Raw genomic sequence first — 24544 nt, forward strand, 5'->3', positions numbered from 1 at the left:
TCAACTCTTCGGCTGCGCGATGCCGAGCCGGCACCGCATCGCTTCGGCAACGAGCAGCCTCGCCATCTCCCTGCTTTCGACAAGGATATGGTCGATATTCAAATCACGAATCATCTCGGCTTCCTCTTCGCAGTGCACCTTGACAACGACATTTGCATGTGGCGCGACCTGCATCAGCGCTTCGCAGATAAGACGCAGATGCCGGATATGGTCGACGGCGACGATCACGGCGCTCGCACGTCCCACGTCGAAATGTTTGAGAACCTCTTCGTTCGCAGCATTGGCGAAGAAGATCGGTTCGCCCATCTTCCGTCCCCACTCCATTCTCTGAATGTCATGCTCGAGAATCAGGTAGGTCACCCCCTGGCGCTTCAGTTCCACCGCCACCTTCCGCCCCAACGGTCCGAACCCGCAGACGATGACATGGTCGGAAAATCCCGTCGATTCAACCTTGACGATCTCCGGTTCCGGTTCGGGGATGAACCTGTCCGCAATGTCACGGACACGGCTCAGAATGAAGACGGAGAGGATCATCGAAATCACGACGGCACTGAGCAGGATCTGCGTCTGTGTATTGCCGATGAGCCGATTCGCCTGCGCCAGGGCGAAGACCGCCAGGGCGAATTCGCCTACCTGTGCCAGTGCCAGCGCCGTTTTGAGCGCGACACGGGGGCGTGTGAAAAAGCGCATGAAAAGAAAAATGACCCCGAATTTCACGACCATGACGACAAGTGCCACCAGAAAAATTGTGACGATGCTGTGTGCGACCTCCTGCAGATCGATCTGCATACCGACCGTAACGAAAAAGAGTCCCAGAAGCAGATCACGAAACGGCACCAGTTCCGCTTCGATCTGGTACTTGTAGTGTGTCTCCGCCAGCATCATCCCCGCCAAAAAAGCGCCAAGCGAATAGGTGAACCCGAACAGATGTGCCAGCTCCGCCGATCCGACCACGAGAAAGAGTACCGTGCCCAGGAAAATTTCCGACGAATTGGCCCGCGTCACCCACCCGAGCAGCCATTCGATCATATACTTCCCGACCAGGTAGATGATGATCCCCACGACCACCGCATCGAGCAGGATGGTTTTGAGCATCGCGAAGATATCGCTGTTTTCGGAGGAGAAGATCGTCACCGTCAACAAGATCGGGATAACGGCCAGATCCTGAAAAATGAGAATCCCGACCGCTTTGCGGCCATACGGGGTCTGCACATCGCCGCTTTCGTTCAGTGCCTTCAGAACGATCGCCGTGGAAGAGAGCCCAAGCGCCAATCCCGTAATGATCGCACCCTCGGCAGCCATACCGAAAAGATGGGCCGCCAGCCCAAAGAGCAGAGCACTGAAACCCATCTGAAGCGAACCGTAGAGCATCACCTCTTTGCGCATCGCCACAAGCTGGCGGAACGAAAACTCCAGCCCGATCGTGAACATCAAAAAGACGATGCCGAATTCGGCGATCTCGCTAAGTTCATGATAATGGTCATGATGAAGAGCGAATACCGCAGAGATTGCGATACCCGTCGCGATATAGCCGATGACAGTGGGGATACCCACGCGTTTCAAAAGAGAGTTGATGGCCACCGAAAAAAAGATGCCCGCGAGAATGATCGGTAGATAGGTCACGACACGCCTTTTTGCTGAGGATATCACTCTTTTGATCGATTATATCAAAGGTGGCGCAAAAGGGTATGCAAAAGGTCGTTCAGTCCGCCGAAAACAAGCGGACCGAAAAAGAGGAGTCGAAAAAATTTTGGAGAACGGATCAGGCGTTTTTGAGTGCTTTCGCCCATGATTCCATCGCATTGTTCGCCTGCGGATTGGGCGCTTCCATGAAGATGACGACAAATTTGTCACCCATATCGCTGACGCCGATGGAACGCGGGCGCACAGCCATCACTTCCGGCGTCGGAAGCTCCTTGCCAAAGCAGAAGACAATGTTTTTCGCCCCTTTGATCTTTTCGTTGATCTCGCCTTCGGCCAAACCGCTGGTATGGGCATAGTGATCGAATGTCGCGATGTAAGCCGCAACCGGATGCTCCTCGATTTTCGCTTTGAAGTAGTCGATCACATCATCGACCGTTTTGCATGTCGTCTCCTCTTTGTCGATGATCAGTTCGAAAATCGGATACTTCTCTTTGAATACTTTCTGGGTCACTGGTAGCTCCTTCTATTTGATTTTGGGGAGTTTATTCTATCCTTATCTATATTCAAAGAAAATAATTGTCATAAGTTCGTTTTTTAATCTTCAGAATTGCCTTTGGCTGTTTCCGCCCTGAAAATCATCGGGTGGAAGGCTTTGGAGACGATCTGGATCCGGCTGCCGATACGCAGTCCTTCGCGTTCACGCTCTGTAGCCATGATTTTGACGATCTGCGTTCCGACGGCAACGGTCAGCAGATAGACCATTTCGCACGGTTCGATGGCGAGCACTTCACCAACGAATTTGAAGCTGCTGCTGATGCGCTCTTTGACAAAGACCTCCGAAGGGGTGCCCACCTCTTTTATCTCTCCGCGCTCGAGGCGATAAACGCTCCCGCAGAGGCGGAAGATTTCGCTCGGATCATGACTCACAAGGATCGTTGTCAGTTTGAACCGCTTATGGATCTCGGCAAGCTCGTCCTGGAGTCTGATACGCATCGCATGATCGAGTGCCGAGAGCGGTTCGTCGAGCAGAAGCAGGCGGGGGCGGCGCACCAGTGCACGCGCCACCGCAACACGCTGCTGCTGGCCGCCGGAGAGCTGTGAGGGGAGGCGATCGGCGAGCTCACGCAACCCAATCGTTTCGATAAGCTCATCGACAATCACGGGATTCTCCCCTTTTTGCAAGGCAAAGCGAAGATTCTCCGCGACCGTCATATTGGGGAAGAGCGCGTAATCTTGAAAAACGAATCCTATTTTGCGTTTTGCGGGCGGCAGGTCGATCTTTTTTCGACTGTCGAACCATGTTTCGCCGTCCACGACGATGCGGCCGGCATCGGGTGTTTCGAGCCCTGCGATCATCCGCAGTACCGTCGTCTTTCCGGCTCCGGACTCACCGAAAAAAGCGACGAACTCGCCATTCTCGATGGTTGTCTTAATGCTGAGCTCCAGCTCTCCTTCGGTAGAGAGCAGCTTTTTTTTGAGTGCAAGTTCTATCATCGTTACATCTTTTGCATGAACGAACGGTTCACGAGATAGACCACCAGCAGAATCGAAAAGGTGACTGCAAAGAGGATCAGTGCGTAGTGGTTGGCGATATCGTAGTTGAGTGCCTCGACTTCGTCGTAGATGGCGATGGAGGCGACGCGCGTTTCGCCGGGGATGTTGCCGCCGATCATCAAGACCACGCCGAATTCTCCGACCGTGTGGGCGAAGGTGATGACGATGCCCGTCAATAGCGAGGGTTTGATATTGGGCAGCAGCACGCGAAAGAGGATGGACGTGCGGGATTTGCCGAGCATCTGCGCCGCTTCGGTGAGCGATTTGGGCAGATTCTGCAGGCCCGCCTGGATCGGGTGCACCATAAAGGGAAGACTGAAAATAGCCGAACCGAGCACTAGTCCCTCGAAAGTGAAGGGGAGACGAAAACCCAGCACCTCTTCGCAGAATTTTCCAAAGGCGTGTTCGCTGCTGAACGCCACTAGTAGATAAAAACCCAGTACCGTCGGCGGCAGAACCAGCGGCATACTGACGACGGTTTCGATGATCGGCTTGAATCGTGAGCGGGTCGAGGCGAGAAAATAGGCGAGCGGCACGCCGATAAAGAGCAGAATGATCGTCGTGACGACGGCAAGCTTGAACGTCAACGCCATCGTCGTCCAAAACTGTGCATCCATCAATCACTCTCCATCAGCGTTATTTCGTTGGCTTTGACCAGCGCCGTGACGCGGTCACCGACTTTCAGTTCCATCGCTTCACAGGCGCGGCGGCTGATGATCGAAACGATCGTATCGCCCGCGTAAGCCAGCGTCACCTCCGCCAGCAGATCGCCGAGGACGATCTTTCCGATACGACCCTCAAAACGGTTACGAAGACTCAAGGCCCCGCTGAAACCTTTGGCGAGCGCCACTTCGCTCTCCTTGAAAAGCACCCAGACATCGCTGCCGACCGCCACACCCGGATTTTCGTTGGGTTTCCCGAGCATAAACGCCGTCAAACCCGTGTTGCCGCATGCGATATCCACCTGTGAAAGTTCGCCTGAACATTGTATCGCGGTGACGCTGCCTTTCAAGCGGTTCATGGTGTGATATAGCCGTATGTTTTGAAAATTTTTCTGCCTTGTGGGCTGAAAAGAAAGTCGTAAAAGGCCCGGACGGCGTTGGGATGGTTTTTCTCGCCGTGCTTGAGGATCACGACGCCCTGCTGGATCGGGGAGTAGAGTGCGGGATCGACATCGACAAAGCTACCTTTGCCTGCCACCTTGGGCGAAAGCACGACCGATTTGGCCGTCATACCGATATCGGCGGCTTTGGAGACGATGTACTGATTGGTCTGCGATACGCTCTCCGCATAGATCAGTTTGGATTTGACTGCATCGTAAACACCTGCATTCTGCATCGCTTTGAGTGCCTGAATGCCGTAGGGGGCGTTTTTGGGGTTGGGGATGGCGATGCGTTCGGCCGCAGGATTCGTCAAAGATTTCAGACCCGCTTTCGTATCGATCGGTTTGAGCGTCCAGATGACCAGTGAACCGTAAGCGTAGACCCTGGGTTCGGTGACGGCGAACCCATGTTTACGCAGGTACTCGGGATACTTCATATTGGCGGACAAAAAGAGGTCGAAAGGCGCGCCGCTTTTGATCTGTGCGGTCAGTTTCCCCGAAGAGGAGATGACGGTACGGACCGTAATCCCGGTCTCTTTCTCGAATGTTTTTTGCAGTTCGGCCATGGCGAACTGGACGTTGGCCGCCGTGGCAACGGTGATCTCTTCGGCGACGGCACCCATGGCGGCCAGTGAAACCAAAAATAGCAACAGACTCTTTTTCATGATATCACTCCTTGTCGGTTGCCAGAATGACGCTGCCGGCTTTAAATACGGCACAAACTTCGCTGCCGCCCTCGATCTTCATGGCCAAAGCCGATTCGCGGGTCACGATTACGCTGATGACGTCGCCGTTGGCTGTTTGCAAGATCACCTCGGTATTGACTGCCCCCTCTTTGACGGCACTGACGGTCCCGCAGATTTTGTTGCGCGCGCTGATCGAACGGACGGACGGTTCGGCCAGCATAATCCACGACGCTTTCAAGATCGCCAGGCATGGTTTGCCGGGGGCGAGCCCGAGAGATTCCGCGCTTTCATCGGTGATGATGGCACACAGGGGCGTTCCATTCTCGAGCGCCATTTCGACTTCAGTGTTGACCGCGCCCCGTTTCAGGCCGGTCACGGTGCATTTGAACGCATTTCTCGCGCTGATTTTCATGGAACACTCCTTTTAGAAAAGGTAGTTCGGTCGAAGTTGCAGATGCATAAAAGAGCCCCTGAAAAAATGGAACCATCGATCGTTATATTTAAATATATACAACGAAATTGTAATAATCTGCTACATAATTTTCGCTTAAAGCCATCTGTTTCAGCGCGCCAAAAGCACGTGTGAGGATTGAAAGACGGCGTAGGCTGTATCGCCTTCGCAAAACTTCAGTTCATTGAGCGATTCGGAGGTAATGACGGCGGTAATGGTATTGTCGCCTTGAAGCTGGAGTGTGACTTCGGAAAGCAGACCGTCGTTTTGGATGCTGACGATGGTGCCCTTCAGGCAATTTCTGGCACTGAGTGTCGGCGGTTCGGTCGCCAGAAGCACCCAGTTGCTTTTAATGAGCGCGAATAAATCTGTGCCGACGTCGATTCCCATGGCTTTGGCGCTTTTATGGGTGATTGAGGCATAGATGGTCTCTTTTCCGCCAAGCGTCAATTCGACTTCACACGTCACGGCGGAACTCTTCATTGAAGTTACCGTGCCGTGGTATTGATTGCGCGCACTGGTCTGCAGGGTCAAACGGCGTCCGAATGACAGAAGGTTTTCAAGGGCGTCTCCTTGTTCACCGAGCAAGTCGAAGAGCTTTTGCTGCAGTGTGGAGATCTCTTTGTACATACGGATATACTCGTGCCCCTTGGCGGTTAGACGCGTACCGCCGCCCCCTTTACCGCCGGTTTCTCGGACAACGATCGGCTCCGCACTGAGATTGTTCATCTCGTTGACGGCATCCCATGCGGCTTTATAGCTCATTTTCATCGCTTTGGCCGCTTTGGAAATCGACCCATAGCGGTCGATCTGCTCGAGAAGTTCGATGCGCCCTTTTCCGAAAAAAGCCTTTTGTTCGTTTTCGAACCAGAGGTTGCTTTTGATTTTCATGGGGTCATTATAGCCTTGCAACCCTTCAAAAGCCCCACGTGCGCGGAGCCTTCGATCAAAAAGAGTTACATTCCGGGGATACGCGGAATTTTGCCCAGTTTGGAGTTGCGGCAGTACCAGCCCCACCCTTTTTTCAGCCAGTGGCCGATCACGGGCATCGGAATCATTTTGCCACCCTTGTTGTCGCGGTAAACAAACGCGGCACCGTCCCCACTGTCCATGACGCAAAGTATATTGAGATGATCGAGATACCCTTTACGCTCTTCGCTCCCCTTTGCGATCGCATCGATGTTGAACGCGACATTGCGCGCCATCACTTCGGCGATATGCCCCTGTTTCGCACGCCAGTCCGGACCATCGAGCGCGACCGAGTCACCAATGGCGAAGACATTGTATTTTTCCGGTGTCTCATCGTAGTCATGCATCACTTCACAATAGTCGTTGACTTTGATCAGCCCCGCTTCGTTGAGCGGCAGATCGGAGTTTCTGAAAACGGGATGGCCGTCGCCCGCGGGAATGAACATCGTAAAATCGCTCTCGAGTTTGCTATCGTCTTCGAAAACGATACCGTCCGCTTCGAAACGCTTGATCTTTTTGCCAAAATGTTTATGAATATTGAGTTTGTTGAAAAACAGATCCATCATTTTGAGAGCCTGCGGCCCCATCCGCGCACCCGGTTTTTCCATCGGTGCAAAAAAAGTCAGCTCGAACTTGTCCCGAATCCCTTTCTTTTTCAATTCGTTATGGACATTGAAAAGCACTTCGAATGCCGGACCGCCCCGCACGTTGCTCGGATCTTTCGGATTGCCGCCAAATCCCATCGCGATCTTTCCACCCCCTTTTTCTATCAACGCATCGATACGCTCCTTGATTTCGAGCGACTCTTCGGGTTTACCGCAGATCGAGAGGAAATGCTCGCTCCCTTCGTGTTTCACTTTGCCGCTACCGATTGCGATAACGAGATACTCGCAGCGGTATTCGCCGTTGGCGCAGACAACACGCCGCTCTTTGGAGTGGATCTCCTTCACCTCATCGATGATCAACTCGAATCCATGAGCCTCCTGCAGATCTTTGAGCGGAACGCAGATATCTTCGAACTCCGCTTCACCCGTTGGGATCCAGATCGATGTGGGATAGATGTAGAAATAGTCCCTATCGGAAATCAGAGTCACCGAATACCCTTTTTTGCGAAGAAAAATCGCCGCTTCCACACCAGCGAATCCTCCACCAAGAATCAAAACCTTTTTCATCGCACTTCTCCTTTGTCAGTGATGCGTAAACCGCATGACATTTTCGATCGTAATCTCTTCAAGTTCATCGTTTTTCAATTTATCAAGGGCTTCCGAAACGAGGATGCGCCCCTCTCCCGGGTAGTAGAGGCGGACACCCGCATCCTTCAGAAACATGAATGGATTGCCCCCGATATGAGGGGTGACGATCTCTTTGACACCATTTTCGATAAGCCAGGCAACCGTCTTCGGCCCGGCACCCGCGAAGGGGTTTTCACGAATCACGACCTTTCCGTTTCCATCGGCGAAGACAAACCACTTCGCCTTCCCGAAAACCGTGGTCAGCGGCGGATCCTCTCTGTTCATCTTTACCGGCATCGCGACCATGAGGCTACTCCGCCTTTTTCAAATGTTTTTGCGCGATGTCCCAACGGGGATAGACGAAGACTGTATGGCGTTCGACGACGATCTTTTCGGGATCGTCCACCGCATAGGCTTTGATCGTGATCGGAATCGGCGTATCTTTTCGCGTATCTTTCGCCAGCGGCTTGGTCGCCTCCAGCTGTACGATCTTTTTCGCTTTCTTGCCTGCCGCCAGTTTGAACGGCTTACTCGGCTTGACGATCTTGATCTCCGGGTGTCCCTCCACTTCGAAGTAGTACGTGTGCTCTTTGCTATCCGTATTCTGGAAGAGGAACGTATAGTCGTTGACGATCCTTCCGTCATGGGTGAACCGGTAGAGTTGTGCCGTCTTGTTGATATTGAGCAGCATATGCTCTTTTTTGGTCCCCATCACCAGCAGCGCGACGAAGACGATCGTCAGGGCCACGGCGTACGCGATCGTCCGCGGCCGTATGTAGTGGGTCTTTTCACCCTGTTCGATCTCTCTCGGGGAACTCCACACCACGAGGCTCGGTTTACCCAGTGCGCCCATCACTTTGGTACAGGCGTCGACACATTCGAGGCAGTTGATACATTCAAGCTGCATCCCCTGGCGGATATCGATATGGGTCGGGCAGACCTTCACGCAGCTTTCACAAGCCGTACACTCCGCCTCGGGCTCTCTTTCATGCAGCTCTTTGACGTTGTGAACCAGCTTTTTCGCATCCTGCCCCTCATGGTCGTAGATATGCCCTCCGCGGTGCACATTGTAGATCGCCATGATCGTATCGTCGTCGTACATGACCGACTGCACCCTGCTGTAGGGGCAGATATAGACACAGAAATTCTCTTTAAGCCACACCACATCGACGATCAGAAACAGCGCGATACCGATCCAGAAGCCGATGAGCACGGGGTGCTCACCGGGGTTCTGGATATACTGGAAAAAATCCTCCGGCGGAACGAAGTACCAGACGAAGTCCGCGGCCGCAATGAGGGCCAGCACGGACCACAACCCGATCGCGATCGCCTCTTTCGCCTTGTTCTCCGGTTTGGACCAGTCGGGCTCTTGCTGTTTGTTCGTGATACGTTTACGCAGGTGCAGCAGTTTCGTCTCGAACAGGTCACGGTAGATGACGCGGAAAATCGTCTGCGGGCACGCCCATCCGCACCAGACGCGTCCTCCGAGCGTCGTCATGAAAAATATCCCCAAAAACAGCAACATCAACAGAAACGGCATCAGGTAGAGCTCCTGCATATCGAAGCGCACGAACAGAAAATGGAGCTGCTTGTGGTCGAAGTTCAGCAGGAAAAAGTGGTTGCCGTTGATCTTGATGAACGGCAGCACGAGTGCAACGATCGTTACGATACCGAAGAGCCAGTACCGCTTTATTCGGTACGGTACCCAGTTCTTCAGGTACTCTTTGGCTCTGTTTCTCTTTTTTGGTGCGGCGGCACCGGTAGTTGCTTGCATCAGTTGACTCCTTTTTGTTTTGTTTTGTTTTGTTTTTTCTGTTCAAACGGACAGATCAGCATTTCATCGCTGATAATGTCCGTTTGCAAAGGTTTGCCTATCTCTACGAACGTATTGTCGACAAGCTCTTTCAGCGAACGTGATTCGATATAGTCTTTCAGCGAACTGCGGCTGACACCGAGTTCTCTTGCGATCGCACTCACACTCTGCCCCTCTTTGAGCATCTGTAGGATTTTCGGCTGAAGGGCATCGAATTTCGATCGGGATTTGCTCCCCTTCGGCCGTCCGACACCGCCTCTTTTCTCCTGGGACTCCTCGCGCAATTCGTTCAAGAGCGGCATCACCTGCCCAATGGGTGTCTCTTTGGTAATCAACACCCCCTGACTCGCTACAAAAAGATTGATTTTCCGACTCATCGTACAGCACAGTATCTTGATAAGTTCATCGATCCTGTTGCTGAGCGTCCATATTTCGTCGACGATGAGATTGTCTCCCTCTTCCATCGAATGCATAAACTCTTCGAACTGTTTACGCTCTTCGATCGGACGGTTTTTACTGGAATGCTCGACAACTTCTTTATCGATCTCAAGTCCCTGTCCCAAGGCGTAACCAATCACATCTTTCTGCTGCAGCGTCAGATTTTTCGTACCCGGTATCTGTCTGAGATATGCGTATGTCATAAGCCTCCCATATATTTTTCATAATAGTACCTCATAATGACGATTAAAGTCAATTAAATTTTTATTAAATCGTCACTCTATTGTATATTTACGTCACTCTTTCAATATTTTCGTCATATCCTGAAAATTTTATGCTAAAATAAAAGCCTTTACAGGGTTTTCAGAGATGCCCTAAAAATAAAAAGGATGCAAAGCAGTGGATATCAATCTGACACATCTTGATGAAAACGATCGTCCCAAAATGGTCGATGTAGGCGCCAAAGAGCCGACGAAACGAATTGCCGTGGCAAGCGGCATGATAAAAATGAGCAAAGAAGCCTATGATGCCGTTGTCCACAACACGGCGAAAAAGGGGCCCGTACTACAGACTGCAGTCGTCGCCGCCATCATGGGAACCAAAAAGACACCCGAACTGATACCCATGTGCCATCCGCTTCTTCTGACGGGAATCGACTGTGATGTCGAGGAACTCTCCGATCTGCCCGGATTCAAACTGACCGTGACGGCGAAACTGAGCGGAAAAACGGGTGTAGAGATGGAGGCGCTCACAGGTGTCGGTATCGGCCTTCTGACCATCTACGATATGGTCAAGGCGATCGACAAGGGTATGGAAATCATCAATATCCGACTCGAATCCAAAGAAGGAGGGAAAAGTGGAAGTTATCAACGACATGGATAAAAAGGTCGAAATCGAATACCCCTGTGAATGGAAATACAAAGTGATCGGCGAAGAGAAAGCGAAAATCGAGGAGGCCGTCAAATCGGTGATGGGAGGACGTCCGCACGCTTGCACATTCTCCAAAACATCGAACAAAGGAAATTACCACAGCTACGAGCTCAAAACGCTGGTGCACAACGAAGACGACCGAACGGAAATTTTCCATCAGCTCAAAAAACATGACGACCTCAAAATGGTCTTGTAAGGATCGATATGGAACTTGAAATCAGAGCCTACTGCGACAAAGCCCTTGCTTCGGGACAAGAGAAAGACAAGGCCATAAAAGAGGGAATAAAAAAAGCGATCGAAGCCGCGGTTCATCTGCATCCGGGCATGTCGGCACAAAACCTCAGTGAACAGATCGCAGCGGCACTCTATGAAGAACTGGCTGCTTTGGAAAAAACGGATGAAGCACTTTTGCAATACGCCTTCGAAATCCTTATCGATACGGTTCAAAAACCGAAAGAGAAGGAGATCGAACACCTCATCATCGAAATCGACCGTCTGCGAAGGCACCTCAGCACGGAGGAGGAAGAGCTTCAACGCTCCCTGCGTGGACTCTTCATCGGAATCGAGCGTGCCGCCGAGAAACTCGAACCATCCAAGCGCCGGCAATGGGAAGAGGCACTGGAAAATACCGAACTCGAACATGTCGAAGGGCTCGGAATTTTGAACGAAACGGTCGAAGCGGCACTCATTGCGGCACTCGAGGAGGCTGAAGAGATCGAAAGCGCAATCCGCGAAGTGATCCGCCAAATCACGCACAAAGCGCTAAGCGAAGGGCTGCTCAGTGCGGCACGTGTGCATGCCATCCTCACAACGATTCTGATGAAGGCATCCGAACTCGCCGAAGCGACACCCACAAAAGCGAAAGAGATCATTCACGGAACCGTCTACGGTATCAACGACGCACTCATTACGACAGTCAAGCAACTCAAAGAGCAGCTCAACTTCGCACCCGAAGAGATCAAAGCGGGCCATATCGTCAACTGGGAGGAGCTGATCAAAATGCTTTCACGCAGTGACGAACTCTACAAAGAGATTATCGACGATGTGGCCGCGAAGAGTACCCCCTTTATACGAGAAATCCTGAATGAAAGCGCCGGTGTCGTCGGTGACCAGTTCGCCGAATTGAAACGTATCAGCAACGAAACGATCGAAGTCGCGAAGAAAAAATTGACGCTCCTCGCCAAAGAAGCGGCAACCAAAGGAGCGGAACTCAAAGAGCAGCTGACCAACGAAGCGAAAAAGCTGGGAACAAAAGCGTGGAAAAAAGCCGTCGAAATGGCAGAAGCTTACAAAAACAGAATCGAGAAGTAAAAGGAGCATAGCGCTCCCCACCTTCTCACTTCTCACTTCTCACTTCTCATTTAAAAATTACTCCATATCCCTGGCCATCGTAAAGAGGTCACCATGGTTGGCACGGAAATCTTTACACCGGTCACACACTCTCTCCCCGCCGCGATAAGGAAATGCCACCTTGCACTCTTCACAGATTTCCAGCGTATGCTTGACGAGCAGCTGCATTCTGTCGAAAGTAAATGTCACCAGATCGAATGTTTTGTCGCTATGGATGGAGCCGGGCTGGCAGACATCATCGCAGATGGAGCAGGCGATACATTTGCCCATCTGGAAAATGATACCGGTATTGTCCTGCAGGATCGAGAGCGCTTCAGTAGGACAGAACATCGCACACTCCTGACAGTTGGTACAGGTCTGCGCATCGATCGTCTTGTTGACGACAAACGAAAAATCGGCTTCAACCGTTGTCTCTTCCGAGAACTTCTCTGCCGCCATTTTGAGAGAGTTTTTCAAAAGAATCCGTTTCAACGGCTGTTTTTCGCCACTGAGATTCATCAGTTCGGTCATCGTCGTCTCTTCGTTGACCTCGTTGGCGACATTGACCAGTTTTTTCAAGAGCCCGCGACGCCCGGTTTCAGGCGCATCATCCGGAAGTTCGCGTACTCTTTCGATACGTTTCTCGCTTTCGAATATTTGCAAAAACCTTTCTGCCTCGTCTATCATCGTCTCGATCGTTTCCAGGATGCGATTATCCCTGTTGATGGAGCATCCCTCGCAATGGGCCAGATCACAGAAGATTTCACCCTCTTTTCTCAGTGCTATTGTAATCAGATGTTCACTCGATAGCGCCGCGAGACACGGGACATTCTCTTTACACGAAATTTTGGGATTTTTCTGTTGCGAAAACTCGAGAGCAAAGCGATTCGGATCAAAGGTTTCACTTATCAGCGCTTCCGTGGGGCAGCTTCCCACGCAAGCGGCACAGGCCGTGCACACCTCGGTATCGAGTGTCAGTTTGGTGCGGTCAAAAACCATCGCCCCTTCGGGGCAGAGATCGATACAGATACGGCATTCGTTCTTCGCGAACTCGCTGCGAAGGCATTTGAAATAGTCGAACTTGAAAAGATCTCCTGCTGTCAGACTCTCGTTACGCATCCACCTCTCCTACCTCTTCGATCAAAGCCGAATAATCCGAGAGAAGAAACTCGACGGTGAAGTCACACAAATCCCGATAAAACGGAGTCTCCGCCATCGGCTTGACGGCAACGAGAAACGGAACGATCCACTGTAGAAGGTGTTTGTGCAAAAACTCCGCCTGCGTGGCCTTGTCGTTGCCGCTGATCATACTCTGCATAAAACCGAACTCGATGCCGGCATGATCGGGGACATAGAGCTTCGAACTCTCGAGATTGAGCTCATATCCATGGCTGAAATAGAACTGCATGACGGGGTTTTGCAGTCCGACGAGAATTTCGTTTTTACTGTCCATGACGGCCGACTCGATCGGATGATTGTTGATCCCAAAAAGCGAGTTGTAGTCGATATTGAGCTCTTCTTTGAGCGTTTCGAAGTCGTTGGCCCTGAACCATGCCAGTGCCTCTTCTCCTATCGTCTCGAGCAACGCCTCGTTTTCAGACAGATCTCTCAACGCCTTGTCATCGAGCTCTTCCGTAAAAATACGCGACAAAAATGCGTAAATATAGAGTCTTGTTTTATCATCCATAAAAAATCCCTTGAGGTTATCGGTGGAAAAATAATAGCAGAAATGTGGATACTCAATATTGAATTTCAGAACCTAATCCAAAATCCATCATTCAAAATCCATCATCGATTTTCGCCCAAAAGGGCGAAAATCTTAAAGACAACCTTTGAAAAAAGACTTTTTCGGTGGCGGCGGAGCTTTGAACTCTCTGACGTGAATCACGTTGTTTTTGGCATCGTATGTCCCTGTCAGCGTAACTTCGTTCCTGTTCATCGCCTCATCGAGCTCACTGCGCTCGAGATGACCGAGATCGACTTTGTAGTACTTTCCGTCATCATGGACATAGAGTACCATCTCTTCTTTGATCGGGTCACCAAATTCCCAGCTTTGATTGCAGCCTTCGTAACCGCAAACCGCGGTTTCGAGACGGCAATCTTTGAACATATCGTTTTCTACACACCATTTGGTCGTCAGAAAGCCTTTCTTTTCAAATCCTTCACTGCTCGCAGATGCGGCGACCGCCAGCATCATACCGAGTAGCATTGCAGCCAGTTTTTTCATCATTTCACCTCCGCTTTGAGGGTTTTCAGATAAGCGACCATATCGTCCAGACTCTTATCGTCAAGTGGATATGGAGGCATTGTAGACTGGCGCTTGCCATCTACCTCATTGTACCACGGCGTATTCGGATGCGCGTTTCGGTTATATCCCGGGACAACGACGGCATTCGGATCAACCATCGATTCACGCAGATAGGCCGCAGTCGAATAGCCGCCAATATTTGCAAGACCCGGAGCCATATAGCCAGGCTCACTCATGCCCGGAATATAGTGGCAGCCCATACAGCCGTTTTGCATCACGAGGTTTTTACCGTTTTCGGCATCGCCTTTGACGGGTGCACTCAGCTCCGATACCAGTTTCTCTCCACCACTCTGGCCGACCAGCTTGACCGGAATCCACGTTGAAAGAAGCTTCAATCCGTCACGATTCATCTTGGCCCCGTCCCATGCTGCGAATGCAACAGGAAAGCCGCCTTTGAGACTGAGATAGGCATCCTTAAGAGGTCGGACAACGGTACCTTTCCAGGCCTTGTTGCCGTAGCTCATATCGGCACTGAACTTTTCACTTCCGTCTTTGATCTCCGTCATCGATCGAAACCCTTCGGAGATAAAAGAGCGCTGATAATCTCTGACCGCGAGTTTGGCGACTTTCGCCTCATACGCTTTGACCTCATCACCGAACATATTTTTGTTCAAAACCACCTGCTGGTCACCGACATTGCCGTTGCCGTTTGGCTCGTAAACCGCTTCGACCGCTTTTTGCAGGTGAATGACGACAGGACGTCCGTCGCTTCCCATACCGATATAAGGGAGTTTCTTCGGATCTTTGTAATTGACCGGAAGCTGTACCGCAAATCCGTCACCGTAAACGTCGGAGCGGTACCCTTTTTGGACACTCTTCGTGCCATCCGGCCACTCAAGCAAGAACGCGATGTTTTTGTTGTCATAAATCGCTTTGACGCGCGCCTCTTTGGCTTTTGCATCTTTATTGACCGCATTCGCTTTCTTGTCGTTCATCGTTACCGTCGTCTGCGGATAGAGATGAATCGTCGTCGCCTTGACATACTCCCACGCTTTGGAAGTCGGTGTCAGTTGCGTGACGTCACGATCGGTCTTTTGTGCCAAAACGGCATCTTCAGCAAATGCCGCCGAAGCGACAAGTGAAGAGGCCAGCAATGCTGTTGTAAGCTTATTCATATTCCACCACCTTAAACTTATATTTGTTCTCGGTATTTTTACCCTGCATATAGCGGTTGTCGATCGGAGCGAGGGAGAGTCCCTGCTTCTTCGCGATACTTTGGTAATAGTCCTGATCGAGTCGGAACATCTCAGAGTGCTGATACGCAATCAGGATATCCATCAACTCGCTCTCACCGGTCTTTTTGCGTTTCTCTTTCTCTTCGCGAAGCGTCTTCATCGCCTGATGCACCTCTTTGCCGAAAAGTTTTTCGAGCTCTTCAATCGGAACACGGTTGCTTCCCTCGATCACGCGGCCTTCGGCGTCGAACTTCGGCGGCGCTTCGGTCGGCGGAACATAGTAGACGTTCGGCTGCGTACCGTAGTCACTGCGAAGCGGCAGAGCCACTTTGTATTTGTGGACCAATTTGTAAACCTGTCCCTCTTCGTCATCCAGGAATCCGACGAAGCGGATACGTCCGACACACTGCTGCGCACACGCCGGAGGAAGGCCCTTTTCGACACGCGGGAAACAGAGAATACACTTCTCGCTCTTGCTGATTTTCGGGTTGAAGTAGATCTTTTTGTAGGGACAACCCGCGATGCAGTAGCGGTAGCCCTGACAGCGGTCGAGATCGACAAGAACGACACCGTCCTGATCACGCTTGAAAATCGCATCGCGCGGACAGGCACTCAGACATCCCGGATTCGTACAGTGGTTACAGATACGCGGAATGTAGAAGAAGTAGTTGTCGCTCGGGAAGTTACCCGTACCTTCGTCTTCGTCCCAGTTCGGTCCCCATGTCGGATCGACGTTGGGTTTAAGCTGTTCTCCGAACTGCAGTTCGTCATGATTATAATCCCATGGCACACCGTAGTCTGCTTCGATGTTGGGGACAACACCTGCCTGAAGATCGCCGGCTGCGTCAAATCCTCCACCCAGCTCCATCCAGTTCTTCGGATACCCCGTACCAGGGTACGTTTCGACATTGTTCCAGTACATGTATTCGCGGCCATTTCGGTTGGTCCACTGCGTTTTACATGCAACAGTACAGGTCTGGCATCCGATACATTTGTTCAAATCCATTACCATTGCTAATTGTCGTTTAGACATTTATCATTCTCCTTATTCTATGTCGCATCACATTGCATTGTGCAAAGCAAAAACAAGCACGGTTCAACTGCGCGTAACTGCGCTGAGGAGAACTCAGCGTCACGCAGGTGATTGGGGCTTCGCTCCAATCGCCGTATTATTAAACATTGGCCTTTTCGAAATCGATAGCACCATCGTACGCATATTGGTTACCATCCCAAAGGCCTCCGAATTTCAGGTGGCCCCATCCGTCGGCCATCTCCAGCAGATTGAGAGCCGTCGGAACAACTTCGTTGTGACCTTTTTTGAATTTGTACATATAGGGCTCCCAGCCGTGTTCCATCACCAGGCCATCCGGTGGACAGGAACTGGAGACTTTCGCCATCGCGTAGAACTCTCCAATAGAGTTAAAAATGCGGATCGTATCGCCGTCATTAATCCCTTTCTTCTCAGCCACCAGTCGGTTAACTTGGATATAAGGGACCCCTCGTTGCAAGCGTTGCAGGATGCGACTTTGCTTGTAGTTGGAGTGAATTGACCAGCGTGCATGAGGCGTCATCAGGACGAAAGGATATTTTTTGCCCTGAGGCCTGATGCCTTCCATGCCGGTATTGGTTGCCGCGCCCAACTTGATGAACATTTCGTGATCCACATAGAAAGTCTGGCGGCCCGTCAGTGTCTCAAGACGCTCAAATTTATATAAAGTATTCTCCCAGGTAAAATACGGTCTATCAGCATAGAGTGGCGAAAGTTTTCCTGCCTTTTCATTCAGCTGCAGGAAGCCCCCCGCTTTGTACATTTTCTCCATCGTCCAGGGCTCATACTGCTCACACTTCTCCAAAGCTGCTTGTACGGCCAACTTGTCGGTACCCAGATAGGGTTCCGCTGCCGCTTCCGACTCTTCGTCTGTATTGGTGTACTCTTTGTAGAAATTGAGCAGATCCCGATATCCTTCTCTTGCATAAGCTTTATTGTCAGGCACTTTCGCTTTCTCTCTATTCTCGGGACGATTGGCCACCTCTTCGAGCTTTTTAGCCAGTAGTGCGAACATACTCCATTCATCCTTCGCCTCACCCACCGGTTTCATGTTGGCAATGGGCTGTGCGAGGTTCGTAAAGCGGTGATATCCCGGACTCGTACGCAGATCATAAACCTCATAGTGTGATTTCGCCGGCAGTAGGATATCGGCGTAGACCGCCGCTTCGGACATCCGGAAGTCGACGTAGGCGAAAAATTTGGTCTTTTTCAGGAACGCTTCTCGGTACTGGCTACCCTTGTTCCGTCGGAATTTCGAATCCGCGACGATCAGTGCCACCTCGGGTTGCCACCATGGTTTCACTACGTTGCCGTGATGAGATTCGAGGTTCGCTTTATTGTTTTCGCCCTGTTTCAATAGACTTTCGACGATCTCGATATAGTCGTCCTTGCTCAGACCATTTTGCGCTCGACGTACATCTTCATCACTGAAATACTCTTTGAAAGTTTTCATACCATCGCCAAAGACAAACTCGCCTACGAAACCCGAACCGAAACGCGGCTTGTATTTGCCACCGAATCCACTAAGCGCACCCAGGCCGCTAAGACTGAATTCATTCTCGGTATTGAGACCGCCGTAGGGTCCCATGCGCCCCGTAAGACCACAGATCGATGCAATATTCCAGATTGTCATCATACCATTGAAATATTTGTTGAGTGAGAAACCTGTCGTAATAGTAACGACTTTCGGCTTCGCGATATCGTGTGCAAGTTCACGGACGATATCGGGGTGAACACCTGTAATTTTCTGCGTTTTTTCCGGTGCAAACTCCGCAGCCGACTTTTTCAGCATCTCAAAGACAGTTGTCACTTTCACTTCGCCGTCACGTGTTTTGACAGTCCAGACACCTTCGAGCTCAGGATCGATGCCAAACTCTTCCAGACGAAGTGTATGGTGTTCACTTCCCTCGGTACCCGGCATCAAGACCGGCTCCCCTGTCTTCGCGTTCATCGCGTAGAACTCTTCTTCGAATTTCTCTTCCTCTTCCGCATTCTTCGCATGTTCCATATCGGAGCGGCGCAAAAGCTTCTGGTTGTCAAGACGCACGAGAAATGGAAGATCGGTAAAGATCTTCATAAAGCCAGGCTTGTAGAGTTTCTCGTTCAAAATGACATTGATGACGCTCATCGCAAGAATGTTGTCGCTGCCCGCTTTAACGGGAATCCATAGATCGGCCGATTTCGCAGAAGCGTTGAACTCCGGCGTGATAATGACGACTTTCGCACCATTGTACTTGCCTTCCCATACGAAGTGTGCATCGGGAATACGGGAAACCGATGGGTTACCCCCCCAAAAGATCGACGTGTCGACATTGTACATGAAGTCATAGGTTCCGCCGACATTGCCTTCACCGTAGGCAACTGCCGCACCCGAAAACATGTCGCCCAGGTAAGAAGCCGGGTAGATACGTACAGCACCCAACTGCGTCGAGAAGCGAAGTGGTGCACCACGGCGGCCTTCGGTCAGAAGCCCTGTACCAGCATGGACCATCAGTTTGTCGGGACCGCGGTTTGGATCGGTCATGACATCGAAGATTTTTTCTGCAACTTCCGTCGCAGCCTCATCCCAACTAATACGCTTCCATTTACCCTCTCCACGCTCTCCGACACGCTTCATCGGGTAGAGGATACGATCCTTTTCATACATAATCTGAGAGTGCTGGACACCCTTGTTGCATCCACGCGGGTTGAAGTCGGGAATCTTTGCGTTGATCGAAGGATATCGTGCCGACTGGTTTTCCCGCGTGACGACACCGTTATGTGACCAGACTTCCCATGCACAGTTGCCCTGGCAGTTGACACAGTGATAAGCAAAACCGGTATCTTCCTTTTTACCGCGTGTAAAGCTGAATTCGTTGCGGTACATCTCTTCCGTGTAGGTCGTGTTCGGATAGTTCTTTTTTCCATTTTCGACTTTGATGACACCGGTTTTCGCAAACAGACTTCCTTGTGACGCAACAAGCGCTGCCGTCACCCCTGAAAATTTAAGAAAATCTCGTCGTTTTTCATTCATCATATTATTCTCTCCCTTAACGTCGAATCGGCAGATTCATGTTGTTGCCCCAGGTATCCCATGCACCCGAATAGACTTTGACATTTTTATAACCCAGCAACTCGAGTGCCGTAATGATCTCGGAACCGCGTCCCGCACCGACCTGGCAGTAGGCATAGACGGTCTTGTCCGGTGTAATGCCGTATTTTTCGAACATCTTTTTCAGTGCAGTTTTCGTACGAAAACTCTTCTTCCGATCAAAATCGGTCACATTTTTCCACTCGATAAGCTTGGAACCCGGGATATGTCCGCCACGTGCGACATTGTCCATCTTGCGCTCACCGATGATCTCCGTCATACTTCTTGCATCAACAATTACATATTTGCTTTTATCACCGTTTTTAAGAATGTCCTTCATCGCCTTGTAGACCTCTTCAGTCGTTGCAAGCAATTCAGGCTTCATCTTGTTGTGGTCAATTTTGTAGTGGGTATGTTTGAAGTGTTTCTCTTTTCCTCGCTGAACGAGAAGTTTTTTCTCGACCTGCTTCATCTGAGCCTTCAACTCTTTCAGCTTCGCTTTGAGCTCCGCCATTTTCGACTTGTCGCCGACTTTTTTGGCCTTTTTGTATGCTTTTTTGAGTTTCCTCTTTTCGCCTTTGAGACGGTCGTATATTTTCTGATTCGGATCGAGTGCCTTGATGCCGTCCTGGCCGCCGTCTAGCACATACACTTTTTCATGTCCGAACGACTTGAAAAAGCTGTAGACACCTGTGGCGTTCGGCCCTCTCCAGTTATCGTACGCGATAATCGTATCGCTGTTTTTGATTCCTTTTCCGCTAATATAGTGTTCCGCATGGTCGGGGCACTGATACAACGGTTCACAATGAAGATTTCCCATGATATCCGCATGGTGCAAATGGTGGGCATACATATTGCGTGAACCTTTGATGTGTCCGCCCTCAAATGCCGTTTCACTGTCGCCGCTTACAAAAACGTAACCCGGCTTCCCGATAAGCTTGATCGCATCTTCGGGCTGAATCGTAATCTTGTCTGCCGCCAACAATGCTGAGGCAGAAAAGAGACCCGCAAAGCAAAGCGTCTTGAGCCACTGCTTCATTACCACTCCTTATGTTATAGTTTATAGCGTTTAATACGCCTATTTCTCGGGGTTTCCGATAACAACTCATTATAGAAACTACTATCTTAATGCAACTTAAAAAGTATCGGAATATAAAATTCATTGACACCTGAGTGGCAATTGATTACCCCAAGAAGCAGTTTATCCAGTAATCATGAATTCGATTTGCAATTTAACTGATTGAGAAGACGCAGCATCCTTCAATTGTCAAATCCCTATTGATAGTACCATATTAATGACCTCTCGGAGTTGACTCCCTACACCCTTTTTGCTACCATAACTTCAAATCCGAAACAAAAGAGCTTATTATTATGGAAAAAGAGCAAGCGATCGAAAAACTGGAGGACAAAACCCTTCCCCTGGAAGAGGTCAAAACACTGTTTGAAATGTTCTGCAACGACATGCAGGTCGTCGGACAGGTTGCGATGAATCTCAGTCTGCGCACATCGGTCTATGAGAGGGAGAGAGAAAAAAGCCCAATCATGGAAGAGCTTCTGATCAAGTTATCTGAAGTGGAAGACATGGGAAGCCGCTGGGCCGTTGCAAAAAACCCGCATACACCGGTGCATGTTCTCGAAAAGCTCGCAAAAGATGAAGTCAACCTTGTCCGTGCCCTCGTTGCAACCAACCCCAATACTCCAGCCATGGTGTTGCAAACACTCTTCAGTGACGAAAAAATCGTCCGCGACGGTCTCTCGGGCAATCCCAATACGCCGGCGAAACTACTGAAAATACTTGCCGACGACTCCGACAAAATGGTACGCATGCGTGTGGCGGAAAACCCCAATGCCCCGCTGGATCTCCTTGAGCGCCTCATGAAAGATGTAGATGAAAATGTCGCCAAGGCTGCCGAAGTCAATCTTGGCAAAAGGAAGAATGCATGAAGCAAAGACAGCATGAAAATGTTCTCCCACCGGCTTACGAGGGCGTTGAACGCCATTTAATGGCTGTTTTCTACTCCGGCGTTTATATTACCAGTGCCGATATCGTCAAGGTCGGAAAGAGTTTGGGCCTCGACCTGCCGATGAAAGAGCGTCTGGCTCTTTTGAAACAGATTATGAAACATGCCCATGAAAACGACATGAAACCAGAGATGATGCAGGGATTCATCCAACTGCTGCAGGAACGTGCGAAAATCTACAACGACCTCGCGCAAAATTTTCCGGCCGCTGCTCCACTGGTCCAGAAGTGGATCCAGAAAGCGCGTTCGACGGCACTTCTTTTGCAAAGAGAGATGAGGAGCAACCCTTATGAATAAGGAGACGATTCTCGAAGAGCTTGGAAAAGTCCGATATCCGGGCCTCGACAAATCGATCGTGGACCTGAAGGTCGTCGAGGAGGTGGCAGAAGAGAACGGCAAACCCGTCGTCACCCTCTCGATGCAAAACGATGAAGCCTACCAGGTGCTCGAGTCACGTTTGAGCGATCTCTTCAACGGAAACGTCGAAGTCAGACGCAAAGCGATGATGCAGAAAAAGTCCATGAACTACGGCGATACCGCAAACCCGAACAACCGCGCGCCCTACGCCAAACGTATCATCGCCGTCACGAGCGGCAAAGGCGGTGTCGGCAAAAGCACCGTTTCGGTCAACCTTTCGGTTGCACTGGCACAAAAAGGGTTCAAAGTGGGACTTCTGGATGCCGACGTCTACGGACCGAATGTCCCCCGCATGACACAGACTGCCGATGAAAAGCTGCAGTGGAACGATAATTATAAAATCATACCGAGTGAAAACTTCGGCATCAAAATCATGAGTGTCGGGCTGACGACCCCTTCTTCCGATACCCCGCTGGTGTGGCGAAGCTCCGTCGCCGTCAGTGCGCTCATTCAGTTTCTCGAAGATGTCGACTGGGGCGAACTCGACTTTCTGGTCATCGATATGCCCCCGGGCACAGGTGACATCCAGCTGACGATGGCACAGGAGCTCCCCATCACCGCCGGCGTCATCGTCACCACACCGCAGCCGGTCGCACTCGACGATGTCAGCCGCGCCATCATGATGTTCAAAGATATCAAGGTCCCCATTGGAGGACTCGTCGAAAACATGAGCTTCTTCATCGCACCCGATACGAAAAAACGCTACGATATCTTCGGGAAAGGCGGCGGCGAAGCGACAGCCAAAAAGTACGACATCCCGTTTTTGGGAAAAATTCCGCTCGATATGCAGATCCGTGAATTCTCCGACGAAGGCATCCCGCCGGTCGCGATGGGTGACAAGCGCCAGAAGGGCTACTACAAAAATATCGCGGATAATCTTCTCAAACAGATTTTATAAACAGATTTTTTATTTCCAAGCAGAAGCATGCGCCCTTTCAAGGGCGCAGAAGAGGGATCAAACAAAAGCCGAAGCTTTTGCCTGATTAGTAGCGGTAACGGACGTACATTCGAATATCTTGCGCCTTGTCTACCGGATTCATACCGTATGCCTGAGCTTCATCCATTGTCAAAGGTGTGCCTCCCTGCGCAAAGAACCCATTGCTTCCAGTATATTTATAATCTATATATGTATACCTGATTTGAGCTGTCAGGTTTTTTCCAATCAAATCTTTGTTAAACCAGATTTCATATGCGTCGCCTCGCGCCGCCAGTTTACTTCCTGCGAGCGTGTCTTCCGCATAGGTGAAGCTTCTCCAGTATTTGCTGCCGTGGTTGTACTCTACCCCGACACGTGCATCGTCGATCAGCTGGCAGGGCCAGTTGGCACCTGCATACCATGACGTTCCCGTTTTATTGTCGTTGCTTCCAAGCATATCCATCTGAGCTGGCTGAGTTCCAACAGAAGTACTTCCATTATAAATCGCAACTTGATATGGATCATTGCTTGGCATGGTTTTACTAGCTGCAAAACTTACAAAGAAAATAGATTCATCGAGCATATCGCTGATACCATCTCCAATACCATTTGCAATAAAGCTGATCGCCGCACCATACAAATCCCCAGTTTGCATGAATGCATAGGTCGTTGGCACAGGTTGCCCACTTGATACATCAACTGCAACAGTTTCCATTCCGGGCAGATTCCACGCTTTGAATGCCGTTGTATGTACAGAATATTGTCCATCATCATACGGTACGAAAATAAATCCAAAAAGATCCGTATTGCTTACTTGGTCAAGTTTACTGTAGTCTGTTGCATTTGGATTAACTGAATATGTTCCATCTCCATTCGAAACGATACCACTGTAACGTGAAGTTGCATTGGTCATTCCCCTGCCCATACAAAGCTTGAAATACATACCTGGAACATCAGTAACGTTACTCAAGTCAAATTTGAAACTAGCTCCATCAAATTCCGTGTTGATAATATGGCCAATCGGAGATTTTGGATTTTGATCCTCTCGATAATTAGCCAAAAGACCATCAGTAGCGGGTCGTCGTCCAAAACTCGCTGTCCAGGGAATATTCGCACCAAAAAAATCATCACCAAAATAGAGCCAATAAGCCTCTTTAACTCTCAATTGTCCATCATTTGGTGTTTCATTCACAACCCAATCAAAATAGTTGAAGCCCATTTTAGGATCGGGAAGCTGTCCATACATTTTGTAATAACTTAATGTACCCTTGAACGTAAGATTGCTAGTAGGTGCATATCCCATTCCAAGCCATAGTCTGTTTGTAAAAATTTGATTCCAGTCAGACGCGCCATCTGCATATTTATATCCGATGACATCGTATGCCGTCCTAAAATCGACATTCCACTTAATGTTATCATTCAATGCAGCGGCTTTGAGCTG

At 50.3% G+C, this 24544-nt stretch carries 26 protein-coding genes (1 of these 26 only partly in view); 6 read left to right on the top strand and 20 right to left on the bottom strand.

Annotation, left to right across the window (positions count from 1 at the left end):
* The 12 genes from QUD54_RS06795 to QUD54_RS06850 all read right to left on the bottom strand — a co-directional run bounded on the left by QUD54_RS06795 (position 1) and on the right by QUD54_RS06850 (position 10092).
* Positions 1-1623: a cation:proton antiporter gene (locus tag QUD54_RS06795; protein WP_286335967.1), complete on the bottom strand. Its 1623-nt coding sequence runs from the start codon at positions 1621-1623 to the stop codon at positions 1-3.
* A 139-nt stretch (positions 1624-1762) separates the two neighbouring features.
* Positions 1763-2155, bottom strand: coding sequence for a DUF6858 family protein (locus tag QUD54_RS06800; protein WP_286335968.1), 393 nt, complete (start codon positions 2153-2155; stop codon positions 1763-1765).
* An 83-nt stretch (positions 2156-2238) separates the two neighbouring features.
* Positions 2239-3138: a sulfate/molybdate ABC transporter ATP-binding protein gene (locus QUD54_RS06805; protein ID WP_286335969.1), complete on the bottom strand. Its 900-nt coding sequence runs from the start codon at positions 3136-3138 to the stop codon at positions 2239-2241.
* A 2-nt stretch (positions 3139-3140) separates the two neighbouring features.
* A complete protein-coding gene (modB, locus tag QUD54_RS06810; protein WP_286335970.1) occupies positions 3141-3815 on the bottom strand; it encodes a molybdate ABC transporter permease subunit in 675 nt (224 codons plus the stop codon).
* The gene (locus tag QUD54_RS06815) at positions 3815-4219 is read right to left on the bottom strand and encodes a TOBE domain-containing protein (RefSeq protein ID WP_286335971.1); all 405 of its coding nucleotides are present in this window, start codon (positions 4217-4219) and stop codon (positions 3815-3817) included. Before QUD54_RS06815 ends, modB begins: the two co-directional genes overlap by 1 nt.
* The gene (gene modA / locus QUD54_RS06820; RefSeq protein WP_286335972.1) at positions 4216-4965 is read right to left on the bottom strand and encodes a molybdate ABC transporter substrate-binding protein; all 750 of its coding nucleotides are present in this window, start codon (positions 4963-4965) and stop codon (positions 4216-4218) included. Before modA ends, QUD54_RS06815 begins: the two co-directional genes overlap by 4 nt.
* Before the next feature lie 4 nt (positions 4966-4969).
* Complete coding sequence (locus tag QUD54_RS06825) at positions 4970-5398, bottom strand: TOBE domain-containing protein (protein ID WP_286335973.1); 429 nt, start codon at positions 5396-5398, stop codon at positions 4970-4972.
* Between the two features lie 150 nt (positions 5399-5548).
* Positions 5549-6328: a TOBE domain-containing protein gene (locus tag QUD54_RS06830; protein ID WP_286335974.1), complete on the bottom strand. Its 780-nt coding sequence runs from the start codon at positions 6326-6328 to the stop codon at positions 5549-5551.
* A gap of 65 nt (positions 6329-6393) precedes the next feature.
* Positions 6394-7578 carry an NAD(P)/FAD-dependent oxidoreductase gene (locus QUD54_RS06835; protein ID WP_286335975.1) on the bottom strand — a complete coding sequence of 395 codons (1185 nt, stop codon included), beginning with the start codon at positions 7576-7578 and terminating at the stop codon, positions 6394-6396.
* 15 nt (positions 7579-7593) lie between these two features.
* Positions 7594-7944, bottom strand: a complete 351-nt coding sequence (locus QUD54_RS06840; protein ID WP_286335976.1) for a NifB/NifX family molybdenum-iron cluster-binding protein — start codon at positions 7942-7944, stop codon at positions 7594-7596.
* A gap of 4 nt (positions 7945-7948) precedes the next feature.
* Positions 7949-9412 (bottom strand): cytochrome c oxidase accessory protein CcoG, encoded by a 1464-nt coding sequence (gene ccoG / locus QUD54_RS06845; RefSeq protein ID WP_286336018.1) that lies wholly within the window; start codon positions 9410-9412, stop codon positions 7949-7951.
* A complete protein-coding gene (locus QUD54_RS06850; protein ID WP_286336019.1) occupies positions 9412-10092 on the bottom strand; it encodes a recombinase family protein in 681 nt (226 codons plus the stop codon). The genes ccoG and QUD54_RS06850 overlap by 1 nt, the downstream gene beginning before the upstream one ends.
* A gap of 202 nt (positions 10093-10294) precedes the next feature.
* Between QUD54_RS06850 and moaC the strand changes: the two genes are divergently transcribed.
* From moaC to QUD54_RS06865, 3 genes are read left to right on the top strand one after another with little or no spacing between them, the layout of a single operon-like run.
* A complete protein-coding gene (gene moaC / locus QUD54_RS06855) occupies positions 10295-10771 on the top strand; it encodes a cyclic pyranopterin monophosphate synthase MoaC (RefSeq protein WP_286338022.1) in 477 nt (158 codons plus the stop codon).
* Positions 10746-11015 (top strand): HP0495 family protein, encoded by a 270-nt coding sequence (locus tag QUD54_RS06860; RefSeq protein ID WP_286336020.1) that lies wholly within the window; start codon positions 10746-10748, stop codon positions 11013-11015. The genes moaC and QUD54_RS06860 overlap by 26 nt, the downstream gene beginning before the upstream one ends.
* 8 nt (positions 11016-11023) lie before the next feature.
* Entirely contained in the window at positions 11024-12130 is a 1107-nt protein-coding gene (locus QUD54_RS06865) for a DUF6781 family protein (RefSeq protein ID WP_286336021.1), read from the top strand.
* A 57-nt stretch (positions 12131-12187) separates the two neighbouring features.
* Here the strand turns inward: QUD54_RS06865 and QUD54_RS06870 are convergent, their stop codons facing one another.
* From QUD54_RS06870 to QUD54_RS06900, 7 genes are all read right to left on the bottom strand, one after another.
* Entirely contained in the window at positions 12188-13267 is a 1080-nt protein-coding gene (locus QUD54_RS06870; protein WP_286336022.1) for a 4Fe-4S binding protein, read from the bottom strand.
* Complete coding sequence (locus QUD54_RS06875) at positions 13260-13835, bottom strand: TorD/DmsD family molecular chaperone (protein ID WP_286336023.1); 576 nt, start codon at positions 13833-13835, stop codon at positions 13260-13262. The genes QUD54_RS06870 and QUD54_RS06875 overlap by 8 nt, the downstream gene beginning before the upstream one ends.
* 132 nt (positions 13836-13967) lie before the next feature.
* Entirely contained in the window at positions 13968-14378 is a 411-nt protein-coding gene (locus tag QUD54_RS06880; RefSeq protein WP_286336024.1) for a hypothetical protein, read from the bottom strand.
* Complete coding sequence (locus tag QUD54_RS06885; protein WP_286336025.1) at positions 14375-15571, bottom strand: ethylbenzene dehydrogenase-related protein; 1197 nt, start codon at positions 15569-15571, stop codon at positions 14375-14377. Before QUD54_RS06885 ends, QUD54_RS06880 begins: the two co-directional genes overlap by 4 nt.
* Positions 15564-16664, bottom strand: coding sequence for a 4Fe-4S dicluster domain-containing protein (locus QUD54_RS06890; RefSeq protein WP_286336026.1), 1101 nt, complete (start codon positions 16662-16664; stop codon positions 15564-15566). Before QUD54_RS06890 ends, QUD54_RS06885 begins: the two co-directional genes overlap by 8 nt.
* A 139-nt stretch (positions 16665-16803) precedes the next feature.
* Positions 16804-19695: a molybdopterin-dependent oxidoreductase gene (locus tag QUD54_RS06895; protein WP_286336027.1), complete on the bottom strand. Its 2892-nt coding sequence runs from the start codon at positions 19693-19695 to the stop codon at positions 16804-16806.
* Positions 19696-19708: 13 nt separating this feature from the next.
* A complete protein-coding gene (locus tag QUD54_RS06900) occupies positions 19709-20788 on the bottom strand; it encodes a sulfurtransferase (protein WP_286336028.1) in 1080 nt (359 codons plus the stop codon).
* 332 nt (positions 20789-21120) lie between these two features.
* Between QUD54_RS06900 and QUD54_RS06905 the strand changes: the two genes are divergently transcribed.
* The 3 genes from QUD54_RS06905 to QUD54_RS06915 are packed head-to-tail and all read left to right on the top strand — an operon-like array spanning position 21121 to position 23085.
* On the top strand, positions 21121-21693 hold the full coding sequence (locus QUD54_RS06905) for a hypothetical protein (protein WP_286336029.1): 573 nt from the start codon (positions 21121-21123) through the stop codon (positions 21691-21693).
* Positions 21690-22067 (top strand): hypothetical protein, encoded by a 378-nt coding sequence (locus QUD54_RS06910; RefSeq protein ID WP_286336030.1) that lies wholly within the window; start codon positions 21690-21692, stop codon positions 22065-22067. Before QUD54_RS06905 ends, QUD54_RS06910 begins: the two co-directional genes overlap by 4 nt.
* Complete coding sequence (locus QUD54_RS06915; protein ID WP_286336031.1) at positions 22060-23085, top strand: Mrp/NBP35 family ATP-binding protein; 1026 nt, start codon at positions 22060-22062, stop codon at positions 23083-23085. The genes QUD54_RS06910 and QUD54_RS06915 overlap by 8 nt, the downstream gene beginning before the upstream one ends.
* A gap of 85 nt (positions 23086-23170) precedes the next feature.
* On the opposite strand, the gene QUD54_RS06920 is transcribed toward QUD54_RS06915, so the two are convergent.
* On the bottom strand, positions 23171-24544 hold the 3' portion of the coding sequence (locus QUD54_RS06920; protein ID WP_286336032.1) for a DUF3373 family protein. The gene runs 171 nt beyond the window's last position; 1374 of the gene's 1545 nt are visible here — the last part of the coding sequence; its start codon lies off the right edge, out of view; it ends in the stop codon at positions 23171-23173.

It is taken from the genome of Hydrogenimonas cancrithermarum (assembly GCF_030296055.1).
In the GTDB taxonomy this organism is placed as follows: domain Bacteria; phylum Campylobacterota; class Campylobacteria; order Campylobacterales; family Hydrogenimonadaceae; genus Hydrogenimonas; species Hydrogenimonas cancrithermarum.